Consider the following 12,204-nt stretch of genomic DNA (forward strand, 5'->3'; position numbering starts at 1 on the left):
GGTTCCAGTCAACCATGCAGCAGACCCTTCATCAGGTACGCCATTCGCGCCGCGAACTCCGGTCGCGGGGTGCGCCGGGGCATGCGGACCGCGTCGTTGACGATCGCGAGCGCGGCGTGGACGGTCAGGGCGGCCGTCTGCGGCGTCGTGTCCGGGTCGGCGCGGGTCAGCAACTCGATCCAGCGTGTGACGTACCGCCGCTGACTGGCGAGCAGTTCGGCGGCGGCCGGATTGCCGTCGAGGGCACCGCCGGAGGTCAGTGCGACGAGCAGGTCCGGCGACGTCGTCATCGTCTGCACATACGAGTCGACCAGCAGGTCCAGCAGCTGTGACGGATCGGCGGTCAGACTGGCCGCCGCCAGCGCCCCGGCCTCCAGCCGCAGGGCGCTGCGCTGCCCGATCGCCACCAGGATCGCGTCCTTGGACGGGAAGTGCTTGTACACGCTGGGCCCGGTGATGCCGACCGCCGCACCGATGTCGTCCACGCCGGTGCCCGGATAGCCGCGCTCGGCGAACAGGGTGGCGGCGGCATCCAGGATCTCGTCCCGGCGGGTGGCCGCGCCGATACCCGGATCGAGGGGTTCGGGCAGGGCGGCCGCCTCCGACGGGCGCAGCGCGAACAGGCGGCGGATCAGCCTGCGGACCGTGGCCTCGACGGTCGGCCGATCGGTCTTGGACACCCGTCCGATCAGACTGCCGGCCACCGACAGCACCGCACCGGCCAGATACATCGACTCGCGCTCGGTCAGATCCGGGCGATGCGCGGCGATCGCCGACGCCCAGCGCCGCAGAACGGTCCGGGTGCGGCGGACGATGTCGCGATCCTGCTCCTCGGTCAGGTGATATCCCGACCAGCGCCACAGGGTCAGCGCGCCGGGATCGGACAGACTGAGGGTGGTTGCGGCCGCCGCCAGGGCCCGTGCGGGGTCGTCGTTCTCGGCGAGCGCCGCATCGGTGATCGTCTCGAAGGCATCCACGCCGCTCTGCGTCGCCGCGTACAGCAGGGCCTGCTTGTCGGCGAAATGACGGTAGACGGTCGGGGTGCTGACACCGGCCCGCGCCGCCACGTCCGACACTGCGACGTGCGGATATCCGCGTTCGGTGAACAGCGCCGCCGCCGCCGTCGACAACTGTCGACGCCGGTCGTCCTGGCTTCTCCGCGCAGTCTTCCCAGTCGTCATCGTGAACCGACCATAGCTGAAAGACGAACGAATTCATACGGATCCACCAGCTGGTATAGCCAAATCCGTTAATCCGCGTTAGCCTACGTCCGTAACCACTTACGGTTCGTGTGAAAGGAACACCCAGTGCCTGACGAAGCATTCATCTACGACGCGGCGCGTACGCCGCGTGGTAAGGCGCGCGGCGGCTCGCTGCACAGCGTCAAGCCGATCGATCTGGTCTCCGGCCTGATCAACGGTCTGCTCGAGCGCAACCCCGATCTCGACCCCAAGGAGATCAACGACCTGATCCTCGGCTGCGTCTCCCCGGTAGGCGAGCAGGGCTCGGTCATCGCGCGTACCGCGGCGCTGACCTCCGGCCTGGGCGAGAGCGTTCCCGGCACCCAGATCAACCGCTTCTGCGCGTCGGGTCTCGAGGCCGTCAACCTGGCCGCGGCCAAGGTTCGTTCCGGCTACGACGATCTGGTGCTCGCCGGCGGCGTCGAGTCGATGACCCGCGTGCCGATGGGCAGCGACGGCGGCGCCCTGTTCGCCGATCCGGCCACCGCCTACGACAACTACATCAACCCGCAGGGCATCGGTGCCGACATGATCGCCACCATCGAGGGCTTCTCGCGTGAAGACGTCGACGCCTACGCCGCCGAGTCGCAGAAGCGCGCCGCCCAGGCCTGGGACGAGGGTCGCTTCGCCAAGTCGATCATCCCGGTCAAGGACATCAACGGCATCACCGTGCTGGACAACGACGAGCACCGTCGTCCCGGCACCACCGTCGAGTCCCTCGGCAAGCTGAACCCGGCGTTCGCCGGCCTGGCCGCCATGGCCGGCTTCGACGACGTCATCATGCAGCGCTACCCGAGCGTCGAGAAGGTCGATCACGTCCACACCGGCGGCAACAGCTCCGGCATCGTCGACGGCTCCGGCCTCGTCCTGGTCGGCAGCGAAGAAGCCGGCAAGCGCAACGGCCTGACCCCGCGCGCCCGCATCCTCTCCTACGGCGAGGTGGGCTCCGAGCCGTCGATCATGCTGACCGGCCCGACCCCGTCGACCGAGCTCGCCCTCAAGCGCGCCGGCCTGACCGTCGACGACATCGACCTCTTCGAGCTCAACGAGGCCTTCGCCTCGGTCGTGCTCAAGTGGGAGAAGGACCTCAACATCCCGCACGAGAAGGTCAACGTCAACGGTGGCGCCATCGCCCTCGGCCACCCGCTGGGTGCGACCGGCGCGATGATCCTCGGCACCCTCGTCGACGAGCTCGAGCGCACCGGAGGCAAGTACGGCCTCGCCACCCTCTGCATCGGCGGCGGCATGGGCGTCGCGACCGTCGTCGAGCGCCTCTGAGCCCCGACCGAGACTACGAAGGAATCTGAAGACTCATGGCTGACAACATGATCAAGTGGGAGAAGGATGCCGACGGCATCGTCACCCTCACGATGGACGACCCGAACCAGGGCGTCAACACCATGAACAGCACGTTCATGGCCGACTTCAAGGCGACCGTCGACAAGCTCGAGGCCGAGAAGGACGACATCACCGGTGTCATCGTCGCTTCGGCGAAGAAGACCTTCTTCGCCGGCGGCGACCTCAAGGACATGTCCAACCCGCCGAAGGACGTGTCGAAGGAAGAGATCGCTCAGAAGATCTACGACACCACCAACGACATGAAGGCGGACCTGCGTCGCCTCGAGACCCTGGGCAAGCCGGTCGTCGCCGCCATCAACGGCGCCGCGCTCGGCGGCGGCCTGGAGATCGCCCTGCACTGCCACTACCGCGTCATCGCCGACGTGAAGGGCTGCAAGGTCGGTCTGCCCGAGGTGAAGCTGGGTCTGCTGCCCGGCGGCGGCGGCATCACCCGCACCGTGCGCCTCCTCGGCCTGCAGAACGCGCTGATGGGCGTCCTGCTGCAGGGCACCGAGTTCCGTCCGGACAAGGCCAAGGAGACCGGTCTGGTCGACGAGGTCGTCAGCTCGGTCGACGAGCTGGCCCCGGCCGCCAAGAAGTGGATCGCCGAGCACCCGGAGTCGCAGCAGCCGTTCGACGTCAAGGGCTACAAGATCCCGGGTGGCGGTCCGACCAACCCGAAGATCGCCGCGAACCTGCCGGCCTTCCCGGCCCTGCTGCGCAAGCAGATCAAGGGCGCGAACATGCCGGCGCCGCGCGCCATCCTCGCCGCGGCCATCGAGGGCGCGTACGTGGACGTCGACACCGCCGACCTGGTGGAGACCCGCTACTTCGTGTCGCTGGTGACCGGTCAGGTCGCGCAGAACATGATCAAGGCGTTCTTCTTCGACCTGCAGCACATCAACGGCGGCGGCTCGCGTCCCGAGGGCTACCCGAAGTGGCAGGCCAAGAAGGTCGGCGTCATCGGTGCCGGCATGATGGGCGCCGCGATCGCCTACGTGTCGGCGAAGGCCGGCATCGAGGTCGTCCTGAAGGACATCGACCTGGACGCCGCCAAGCGCGGCAAGGCGTACTCGGAGCAGCTCGAGGCCAAGGCCCTCTCGCGTGGCAAGACCACCGAGGAGAAGTCGAAGGCTCTGCTCGACCTGATTCACCCGACCGTCGACCCCGAGGACTTCAAGGGCGTCGACCTGGTGATCGAGGCAGCGTTCGAGTCGGTCGAGGTCAAGAACCAGGTGTTCCAGGAGATCGAGGACATCGTCGAGCCGGACGCCGTCCTGGGTTCCAACACCTCGACGCTGCCGATCACCACGCTCGCCGAGGGTGTGAAGAAGCAGGAAGACTTCATCGGAATCCACTTCTTCTCGCCGGTCGACAAGATGCCGCTGGTGGAGATCATCTGCGGTGAGAAGACCAAGGACGAGGTGCTCGCCAAGGTCATCGACTACACCCTGCAGATCCGCAAGACCCCGATCGTCGTCAACGACAGCCGCGGGTTCTTCACCAGCCGCGTCATCGGCACCTTCATCAACGAGGCCATCGCGGCCGTCGGCGAGGGTGTGGAGCCGGCCTTCATCGAGCAGGCGGGCAGCCAGGCCGGTTACCCGGCCCCGCCGCTGCAGCTGTCGGACGAGCTGACGCTCACCCTCATGCAGAAGATCCGCAAGGCCACCCAGGAGGGTGTCGAGGCCGCTGGTGGCACCTTCCCGGACCACGGCTCCTACGACGTCATCGACTGGATGGTCGAGCAGGGCCGCACCTCCAAGAAGGACGGCAAGGGCTTCTACGACTACGAGGACGGCAAGCGCACCCAGCTGTGGCCGGGTCTGCGTCCGCACTTCAAGTCGGGCTCCGTGGAGATCCCGCTGAAGGACATGGAGGAGCGCATGCTCTTCGCCGAGGCCCTCGAGACCGTGAAGTGCTTCGACGAGGGTGTTCTGACCTCCGTCGAGGACGCCAACATCGGCTCGATCTTCGGTATCGGTTTCCCGCCGTGGACCGGTGGCGTCATCCAGTACATCAACCAGTACTCCGGTGGCGTGAAGGGCTTCGTGGAGCGTTCGCAGGAGCTCGCCAAGAGCTACGGCGATCACTTCAACCCGCCCGCTTCGCTGGTCGAGAAGGCCAAGAGCGGCGTGAACGAGCTGACCAACGAGAACCTGACCAAGGCTGCCGCCAAGTCCTGATCTCGTAGGCGGTACGCCCACTGACTCGGCCCCGGCCGGACCTCGTGTCCGGCCGGGGCCGAAGTCGTCAGAAACTCCTACGCGAATCGGGTGTCGCCGCGATCCACCGGTCCGTCCGTCTTGTGGACAGGCCGGGGTCGGGGACCGCGCTGTGGACAGGCGGTCGCACGATCGGTGGGAAGGAACGACGATTCCCATGACGAACGGGGGTCGAAATGTTGGTCGCGCAGGTATGGGCGACCCTGGCGGTCGGGGTGCTGGCGACTGCTGGTGTCATGGCGACGCTGTGGCAGAGGCAGCGGTCGGAGGCGATCGACAGACGTCTCAGGATCGAGTTCGAGGCCCGTACGGAGTGGTGGCGGCGATTCACTTGGGCGGTGCATCAGTCCGAGTCTGATCAAAGCGAGTCCCGGGAGATCGGTTCCGGAGTCGTGTCTGCGCTCGCACAGTCACCGTTGGCTACCGCCAGCGAGGCCGGAATACTGGCGGCCGTGGCCGAGGCGTCGCAGAATAGAGCCGAGCGCGCGAAGGAGGACGACTCATGAGTTCATCTCTCGAAGAGAGTGCGAAGGCGCGAGAAGAGGCGGACTTCGCCATCCGGGGCAGGACTCCGCGCGAGCGACGCAACTATGCGAAGGTCCTGGTCCGTGCCCGTGAACTCGAGGGCCGCGAACCGGAACAGTGGGTCGTCGACGTCGCGGAAGGACGTCTGCCCGCGTGAGTAGAACTGCCTCGACCGGACGCTGACGGTCCCTCCGGGCCCGACTTCATCGCCGCAGATCGCTACGACTCGGACGGCTTCAGGGGCAGTCCGGGGCCGTGGTTCCAGGTCAGGATGGCCGGCTCTTCGCGGTAGAAGGCGAGCACCGAGATCGACCCGGCGTCCAGGGTGAGGGCCGCACCGAACCTCGGCGCCATCCGCAGGAAGACGGAGGTGAGGATGCGGAGCAGATGTCCGTGGGCGACGATGGCGACGTCACCCTCGGCCATCGCCGGCAGAACCCGGGTGAGCACCCGCGATGCGCGTCCGGCGACCTCTTCGACGGTCTCGCCCGGCGAGTTCTCCCCGCGGATCACCCCGTGGGTGAACGGCGTCCAGTTGTAGCCGAGCTCCTTGCGGATCTCCTTGGTGGTGCGCCCCTCGTAGCCGCCGTAGTCCCACTCCACCAGCAGCGGGTCGATCTCCGGATGCAGTCCGGCGAGTTCGGCGGTACGTCGTGCCCGTTCCAGCGGCGAGCAGAGTTCCAGCACGAAGTCGTAGCCGCTGAGCAGCGGTCCCGCGTTGCGTGCGAGCTCCTCGCCGTGCGGGGTGAGCGGAACGTCGGTCAGACCGGTGTGCTTCCCGGCGCGCGACCATTCGGTCTCGCCGTGGCGCAGCAGCACCAGCTTTCCGCTGGGATTGTCGGGGGCCGGCTTGTCCGGCAGGGGATCGAAGTCCATTCGATCCACGCTAGCGCGCCGCGACGCGATCAGCTGCCGAGCATGCAGACCCAGGGCCCGTCGGGGTCGATCCAGACCAGCCGGCCGTCGGCTCCGCTCTCATCGCTGCAGGGGTAGCCGGACGGATCGGTGACCTGCTTCGACGGCGGATCGGTGTGGATGATCGGCGGGACGTCGTCCGGCTTGTCGGTGCTGTCGCACTCCCAGTCGTTCTTGTCCGGCGTGTACATGTAGTGGCCCTGCGCGCCCTCGTCGTCCTTGCACGGACTGTTCGCGACGGCCGACGTCGGCTCGGTCGTCGCGGTGGCGCGCGGCTCCTGCGAGAAGGTGACCGACGTCGGTCCCGCCGAGTCGCCGCCGCTCCCGCAGGCGCTCAGCAGGAGGACGCCGGCGCCCGCCGCGACCATCATCGTTCCGCGCAGAATCGTGCTCATGGACGGATCGTAAGTCCGACGACCAGGGAGAAGAGGCGGAAACGGGCCGATCGTTATCGGACGGTCAGCCCGGGTGCGGTCACCGGAGCGAGTGTGGGCCGCTTGGGTGCGCGCCCGTCGCCCATGGAGACCCCGCGCGCCTTCCGGATCAGCCAGGGGGTCAGGAACTGCACCGCCCACCGGGCGTCGCCGGCGTGCCGGGCCAGGCGCGGCTTCTCCGGCAGCGGGGCCAGCGGCGCGGTCCAGGCGTCCGAACTGCCGGGCAGGTTCAGGGCGTGCGCGGCCGCTTCGGCGAACCGCGAATGACCGAACGGCGAAGCGTGGAGCCGATCCTGTGACCACGACCGCGGGTCCACCAGCACCGGAGCCGAATGCAGATCGACCAGCACCAGACCGAACCGCTCGGCGAACCCCCGCATCAGGTCGTTGATCTGCAGCAGCCGGTCCTCGAACAGGCCGCCCATCGGGATGGTGCGGGCCAGGTTCGGGAACGTACAGGTCAGCACGGTGGCTCCGGTGTCGGTGAGACGACCGAACAGGGTCTCCAGGTCGTCGCTCACCCGGCCCATGTCCGCCGAGCCGATGACGTCGTTCATGCCGACCGGCGCGGCCACCAGGTCGGGGCGCATTCCGATGGCCGGCGCCAGCTGCTCGTCGAGCGCTTCCCGGGTGGTCTTGCCGCGGACGGCGAGATTCGCGTAGTGCAGTCCGGGGCTGTGGACAGCGATCATCTCGGCCAGACGGTCCGCCCAGCCGCGGTATTCGAACCGCGGATCGGGGTCGCCCAGTCCCTCGGTCTGGCTGTCACCGAGGGCGACGAATCGCGTGTACGGCACGTGGCCGATGGTACGCCCGGCTACCGGTGTGACGTGTGAGGTAGATCACGACACGCAGGAGGGGTCATCGGACGGTGGGGTCCGAGCCCGCGCCGGACCTCGGCTTTACAAATCGATCTAAATGTATAGACAGGAGACGTGACATCACCTAATGTCAAGGTTCAGATCCGACGGGCCGGCGGGCGCCGCGATCGGGAGACGAAGGGAACGACATGACGTACACGATGATCGAAGACGGCACCGAGCTGACCTGGCGCGACAAGAAGCGCTACCTCTGGCTGCTGGGCCTGGTGCCGCCGACCGCGATCTTCCTGGCGATCGGACTCATCACCGGCATGAACTGGGTGGGCCATCGACTCGGGTGGGACTGGCTGAACACCATCTCCCCCGTGTGGTGGTGGATCGGCCCGATCCTCGTCTACATCGTCCTGCCGATCATGGACCGGTTCTTCGGCCCCGACGGCCAGAACCCGCCCGACGAGCTGATCGACCAGCTCGAGAACGACAAGTACTACCGCTACTGCACCTACGCGTACATCCCGTTCCAGCTGATCAGCCTCACCCTGGCCTGCTACTTCTGGACCGCCGACGATCTCACCTGGATGGGCATCGAACACGGCGGGCTCGGGCTCGCATCCAAGATCGGCCTGGCCCTGTCGATGGGCGTGATGGGCGGCATCGGCATCAACACCGCCCACGAACTCGGCCACAAGAAGGTCACCATGGAACGCTGGCTGTCCAAGGTCACACTCGCCCAGACCTTCTACGGCCACTTCTACATCGAGCACAACCGCGGCCATCACGTCCGTGTCGCCACCCCGGAGGACCCGGCCAGCGCACGCTTCGGCGAGACGTTCTGGGGCTTCCTGCCGCGCAGCGTGTTCGGCAGCCTCAAATCCTCCTGGGAACTCGAAGCCAACCGGATGAAGCGCCTGGACCGCCCCGTGCTGCACCCGAGCAACGACGTCCTCAACGCCTGGGTCATGTCGTTCGTGCTCTGGGGCGTCCTCACCGCGATCTTCGGCTGGCAGGTGCTGCCGTTCCTGATCATCCAGGCGATCTACGGCTTCTCGCTGCTGGAGACCGTCAACTACCTCGAGCACTACGGACTGCTGCGACAGCAGAACAAGCGCGGCCGGTACGAACGCTGCCAGCCCAAGCACAGCTGGAACTCCGACCACATCGCCACCAACATCTTCCTGTACCACCTGCAGCGGCACAGCGACCATCACGCCAACCCGACCCGCCGCTACCAGACCCTGCGCAGCTTCTCCGAGGCGCCGAATCTGCCCAGCGGGTACGCCAGCATGATCTCGCTCGCCTACATCCCCGCCGTGTGGCGCGCGGTGATGGACAAGCGCGTCATCGCCCACTACGACGGCGACCTGTCGAAGGCCAACCTCCAGCCGGGCAAGGAGACCGCGCTGCTCGCCAAGTACGGCTTCAACCCGGACGGCAGCCGTACCGTCGCCGTGCTCGACGAGCCCGTGACGGCGCCGGCCGCCGACGCGGCCGCCTACCGGTGCACCAACTGCGACTACGTGTACGACGTCGCCGCCGGTGCTCCCCGGGAAGGCTTCCCCGCCGGAACCCCGTGGTCCGACGTCCCCGACACGTGGCCCTGCCCGGACTGCGGCGTCCGCGAGAAGATGGACTTCGTCCCGGTGAGCGCATGACCACTACGCTCGGTGGAGTGAGCACCCCGCAGACGTACGCCCAGGCCAGCCGCGGCCTGCTGCGCACGACGCTGCTCGACGGCCTGCGGGATCTCCTCACCGAGCGCGACTGGTCCAAAGTGACCATGGCCGACGTCGCCCGCCACGTCGGGGTGAGCCGGCAGACCGTCTACAACGAGTTCGGTTCCCGGCACGGGCTGGCCCAGGCGTATGCGCTGCGGCTCGTCGACCGCTACACCGGGGAGATCGCCGACGCCGTGGACGCCATGCCCGGGGACATCGACGGCGCACTGACCACCGGCATCACCCGGTTCCTGGTGGCCGCGGCCGCCGACCCGATGATCGCGTCACTGGTGGGCGGCGGCCCCAACCCCGACCTGCACCGACTGGTCACCACCGAGGCCGCGCCGCTGATCGCCGCGGCGAAGGCGCGACTGTCGGCGATCCTCCGGGAGTCGTGGGTGAACGCCGACGCCGACTCCGCCGACCGGATCGGCGGCGCCGTCGCCCGCATGGCGCTCAGCTACGTGGCGATGCCGCCGGAGGTGCCGGTCGATCAGGTCGCCGCCAACCTCACGTCGATCTTCGGGCCGGCCGTGCGCGAAGCGACCCGCTGACGTCTCATCCGTGCGCGATGCGCACCAGATCTGCGGCGGGTCCACCGAGGTCCCGCGGGGGCCGCCACACCGCTCGCAGGTCACGGCTCGCCCGCAGGCCGCTCACCTGCACCGGCGTCACCGCACCGATCCGCACAGCGGTGTCGACCGCCAGGGTGCTCAGCACCGCCGGGCCCACCCCGTCGGCGACGGCGGTCAGGATCGCGGCGCTGCTGCCCAGCTCGAGGAGCGGATCGGCGCGCTGATGGCCCTCCAGGGCGGCGTCGAGAGTGTCGCGGGTCCCCGACCCCGGTTCCCGGACCAGCAGAGCCGTCGCCGCCAGCTCGTCGACGCTCACCGGCTGCTTGCGGCGAGTCCAGAAATGCGCGGGCGGCGCGACCACGATCAACTCGTCACGGGCCACCACCGCACTGAACAGTCCGTGCGGCACGGTCGGCGACTCGATGAACCCGACGTCGCACCCTCCGGCGGTCAGCAGGTCGATCACGCCGGCCGAATTCGTGACGGTCAGATGGACGGTGGTGTCCGCGTGCGCGGTGCGGAACTCACCCAGCCAGTGCGGCATCAGGTGTTCGGCGACGGTCAGCGACGCCGAGCTGCCGCTCGAGACGCGAGAGGGTGCGGCTCGCGTTGGGCTGGGCGAGACCGAGGCGTCGGGCCGCCGCCGACAGGCTGCCGTGCTCATCGACTTCGACGAGGAGTGCGAGGGCGCCCAGATCCAGCGAGCGGAGATCCACGGCGCTACTCGCCGGAGGACTCGCCGGCCTCGGTGACCGCCTGCACCAGCTTGGCGCGGTCGGCGGTGACGCGGGCGTGCAGGAGGATGCCGACGAACCGCACGCCGAGGCCGACGATGACCAGAGTCGTCATCATCTGGACCGAGACGGCGACCCGTGCCGCCTGACTCTCCGGGGACAGGTCGCCGAAGCCGGTCGTCGTCATCACGGTCATGCAGAAGTACAGGGCGTCGACACGGGTGAACTTCTCGTTGAAGCTGCCCGGTGAGTAGTCCGAGAGCAGGAAGTACAGCGTCGAGAACGCCACCACGTACAGGCCGGCGAACGCGGTCAGGACTTCGAGGGCGGACGGCACCGGGTAGCGGCTGCCCATGAAGCGCCGGAACTCCCAGACGCAGAACGTCACCAGCAGGGCGACGCCGATGATGAAGCCGAGGACGTGGAGTTCGTCGTACTTGCGGATCGGCAACATGAAGTAGCCGAGCAGCAGGACTCCGGCCGCGAACAGCGGGCGCAGAATGGCCTGCACGATTCCGCGTCCGGAGGCGAGTGCGTCCTCCAGATCGTCCGACGACTCCGGTTCGGTGGCCGGATCCGGCTCGGTCATGCGGTGGCCGCCGCCGTGATCGCGGTCGCCGCCCCCGTGACCGCGAACACCGACGGCCAGGCGCCGATCTTCTTAGCCAGCGGATGCGAGGCGCCGAACGCTCCCAGGTAGACGGCGGTCAGCCCAGCCGTGACGGCCGGCCCCTTCTGCAGCCAACTGCGTCCCGCGACCGCACCGGCGGCGGCCAGAACGGCGCCTCCCAACGGACGGTTGCCCGAGTAGCGGGCCACGGCGTCGCCGCCGATCAGACCGGCGGCGACAGCGGGAACGGACGGATCGATACGCATGGGCTCACTTTATCCCCGAACGGGCCGGTACCGGTCACGTGAAGTCCAGGCGCCGCGCCTCCGGTGACCGGCAGTCCGCGCTCCTCGGCGACATCGCGCCGGTGATACCGCCGCCGAATCTGGTCGACCGCACATTCGGTCCGCGTGCAGGGAGCGTGCCGATGTTCTGCCGCGACGCTCAGTGGCGCTTAGCCCCGCCCCGTTTTGTCCCTACTCCCCCGTATAGCGCGCTTGCGCCGCCCGACAGCGATGAACAGCGCTATACGGGGGAGTAGGGACAGAGGGAAGCGGGAAGGGAAAGGGCGTCAGGCGTCAGGCGACATCGAACTCACGTTTTGTGAGGTCTCAGTTCGAGTTGCCGGCCTGCCAGGTGGACCAGGGGACCGCCCAGTCGCCGTAGGTGTCGTCGAGGGGCAGCTCGCCGCCACCGGAGTTCGTGATCTCGACGACGTCGCCCAGACCGAAGTGCTGATAGAACCACTGTGCGTTCTCGGTACTCAGGTTCACGCAGCCGTGCGAGACGTTCGCGGCGCCCTGCTGACCCACCGACCAGGGTGCCGCGTGGACGTACTCGCCGTCGTTGGAGATGCGTTCGTCCCACAGCACGGTCTCCGAGTAGTACCCGGGCTGGCCCTGGCAGACGCCGTAGCTGCACGAATCCATCTTCACCGTGGGCGACTTCTCGCTGATCACGTGCGCCCCGATGTGCGAGGGGGTGTCCGCCTCGCCGAGGCTCATCGGCATTCTGGTTGACCTGCTGCCCGTTGTGGAAGATCGTCAGCAGTTCGGTGGCACCGTCGGCCTT

At 68.0% G+C, this 12,204-nt stretch carries 12 protein-coding genes and 1 pseudogene; 5 read left to right on the top strand and 8 right to left on the bottom strand.

Annotated features, from left to right (window positions below):
• Nucleotides 1-8: 8 nt before the first annotated feature.
• Complete coding sequence (locus tag QM774_RS11970) at nt 9-1,181, bottom strand: TetR/AcrR family transcriptional regulator (protein WP_414976085.1); 1,173 nt, start codon at nt 1,179-1,181, stop codon at nt 9-11.
• A 126-nt stretch (nt 1,182-1,307) separates the two neighbouring features.
• Between QM774_RS11970 and QM774_RS11975 the strand changes: the two genes are divergently transcribed.
• From QM774_RS11975 to QM774_RS11985, 3 genes are all read left to right on the top strand, one after another.
• Complete coding sequence (locus QM774_RS11975; RefSeq protein ID WP_414976086.1) at nt 1,308-2,519, top strand: acetyl-CoA C-acetyltransferase; 1,212 nt, start codon at nt 1,308-1,310, stop codon at nt 2,517-2,519.
• A gap of 35 nt (nt 2,520-2,554) precedes the next feature.
• Complete coding sequence (locus QM774_RS11980) at nt 2,555-4,765, top strand: 3-hydroxyacyl-CoA dehydrogenase NAD-binding domain-containing protein (protein WP_414976087.1); 2,211 nt, start codon at nt 2,555-2,557, stop codon at nt 4,763-4,765.
• A 541-nt stretch (nt 4,766-5,306) separates the two neighbouring features.
• Nucleotides 5,307-5,486 (top strand): hypothetical protein, encoded by a 180-nt coding sequence (locus QM774_RS11985; RefSeq protein WP_414976088.1) that lies wholly within the window; start codon nt 5,307-5,309, stop codon nt 5,484-5,486.
• Between the two features lie 62 nt (nt 5,487-5,548).
• Here QM774_RS11985 and QM774_RS11990 read toward each other — a convergent pair whose 3' ends face one another.
• From QM774_RS11990 to QM774_RS12000, 3 genes are read right to left on the bottom strand one after another with little or no spacing between them, the layout of a single operon-like run.
• Nucleotides 5,549-6,205 (bottom strand): histidine phosphatase family protein, encoded by a 657-nt coding sequence (locus QM774_RS11990; protein ID WP_414976089.1) that lies wholly within the window; start codon nt 6,203-6,205, stop codon nt 5,549-5,551.
• A gap of 29 nt (nt 6,206-6,234) precedes the next feature.
• On the bottom strand, nt 6,235-6,639 hold the full coding sequence (locus QM774_RS11995) for a hypothetical protein (protein WP_414976090.1): 405 nt from the start codon (nt 6,637-6,639) through the stop codon (nt 6,235-6,237).
• A 53-nt stretch (nt 6,640-6,692) separates the two neighbouring features.
• On the bottom strand, nt 6,693-7,475 hold the full coding sequence (locus QM774_RS12000; RefSeq protein ID WP_414976091.1) for an SGNH/GDSL hydrolase family protein: 783 nt from the start codon (nt 7,473-7,475) through the stop codon (nt 6,693-6,695).
• Between the two features lie 212 nt (nt 7,476-7,687).
• On the opposite strand from QM774_RS12000, the gene QM774_RS12005 reads away from it, so the two are divergent.
• Both QM774_RS12005 and QM774_RS12010 read left to right on the top strand, forming a co-directional pair.
• Nucleotides 7,688-9,151, top strand: coding sequence for a fatty acid desaturase (locus QM774_RS12005; protein WP_414976092.1), 1,464 nt, complete (start codon nt 7,688-7,690; stop codon nt 9,149-9,151).
• Complete coding sequence (locus tag QM774_RS12010; protein WP_414976093.1) at nt 9,148-9,768, top strand: TetR family transcriptional regulator; 621 nt, start codon at nt 9,148-9,150, stop codon at nt 9,766-9,768. Before QM774_RS12005 ends, QM774_RS12010 begins: the two co-directional genes overlap by 4 nt.
• Nucleotides 9,769-9,772: 4 nt before the next feature.
• Here the strand turns inward: QM774_RS12010 and QM774_RS12015 are convergent.
• The 4 genes and pseudogenes from QM774_RS12015 to QM774_RS12030 all read right to left on the bottom strand — a co-directional run bounded on the left by QM774_RS12015 (nt 9,773) and on the right by QM774_RS12030 (nt 12,143).
• Nucleotides 9,773-10,505 (bottom strand): annotated as a pseudogene (locus QM774_RS12015) (LysR family transcriptional regulator).
• Nucleotides 10,506-10,509: 4 nt separating this feature from the next.
• On the bottom strand, nt 10,510-11,112 hold the full coding sequence (locus QM774_RS12020; RefSeq protein WP_414976094.1) for a potassium channel family protein: 603 nt from the start codon (nt 11,110-11,112) through the stop codon (nt 10,510-10,512).
• Complete coding sequence (locus QM774_RS12025) at nt 11,109-11,399, bottom strand: hypothetical protein (protein ID WP_414976095.1); 291 nt, start codon at nt 11,397-11,399, stop codon at nt 11,109-11,111. Before QM774_RS12025 ends, QM774_RS12020 begins: the two co-directional genes overlap by 4 nt.
• 345 nt (nt 11,400-11,744) lie before the next feature.
• Nucleotides 11,745-12,143 carry a L,D-transpeptidase gene (locus tag QM774_RS12030; protein WP_414976096.1) on the bottom strand — a complete coding sequence of 133 codons (399 nt, stop codon included), beginning with the start codon at nt 12,141-12,143 and terminating at the stop codon, nt 11,745-11,747.
• Nucleotides 12,144-12,204 lie beyond the last annotated feature (61 nt).

The sequence above is a fragment of the Gordonia sp. (in: high G+C Gram-positive bacteria) genome (assembly GCF_047600565.1).
Taxonomy (GTDB): Bacteria; Actinomycetota; Actinomycetes; order Mycobacteriales; family Mycobacteriaceae; genus Gordonia.

Excerpts from the sequence above, each read along its gene's own strand:
- QM774_RS11985 (WP_414976088.1), top strand. The coding sequence starts at position 5,307 with ATGAGTTCATCTCTCGAAGAGAGTGCGAAGGCGCGAGAAGAGGCGGAC.
- QM774_RS11995 (WP_414976090.1), bottom strand. The coding sequence starts at position 6,639 with ATGAGCACGATTCTGCGCGGAACGATGATGGTCGCGGCGGGCGCCGGC.
- QM774_RS12005 (WP_414976092.1), top strand. The coding sequence starts at position 7,688 with ATGACGTACACGATGATCGAAGACGGCACCGAGCTGACCTGGCGCGAC.
- QM774_RS11980 (WP_414976087.1), top strand. The coding sequence starts at position 2,555 with ATGGCTGACAACATGATCAAGTGGGAGAAGGATGCCGACGGCATCGTC.
- QM774_RS12025 (WP_414976095.1), bottom strand. The coding sequence starts at position 11,399 with ATGCGTATCGATCCGTCCGTTCCCGCTGTCGCCGCCGGTCTGATCGGC.
- QM774_RS11990 (WP_414976089.1), bottom strand. The coding sequence starts at position 6,205 with ATGGACTTCGATCCCCTGCCGGACAAGCCGGCCCCCGACAATCCCAGC.
- QM774_RS12030 (WP_414976096.1), bottom strand. The coding sequence starts at position 12,143 with ATGCCGATGAGCCTCGGCGAGGCGGACACCCCCTCGCACATCGGGGCG.
- QM774_RS12020 (WP_414976094.1), bottom strand. The coding sequence starts at position 11,112 with ATGACCGAGCCGGATCCGGCCACCGAACCGGAGTCGTCGGACGATCTG.
- QM774_RS12010 (WP_414976093.1), top strand. The coding sequence starts at position 9,148 with ATGACCACTACGCTCGGTGGAGTGAGCACCCCGCAGACGTACGCCCAG.
- QM774_RS11970 (WP_414976085.1), bottom strand. The coding sequence starts at position 1,181 with ATGACGACTGGGAAGACTGCGCGGAGAAGCCAGGACGACCGGCGTCGA.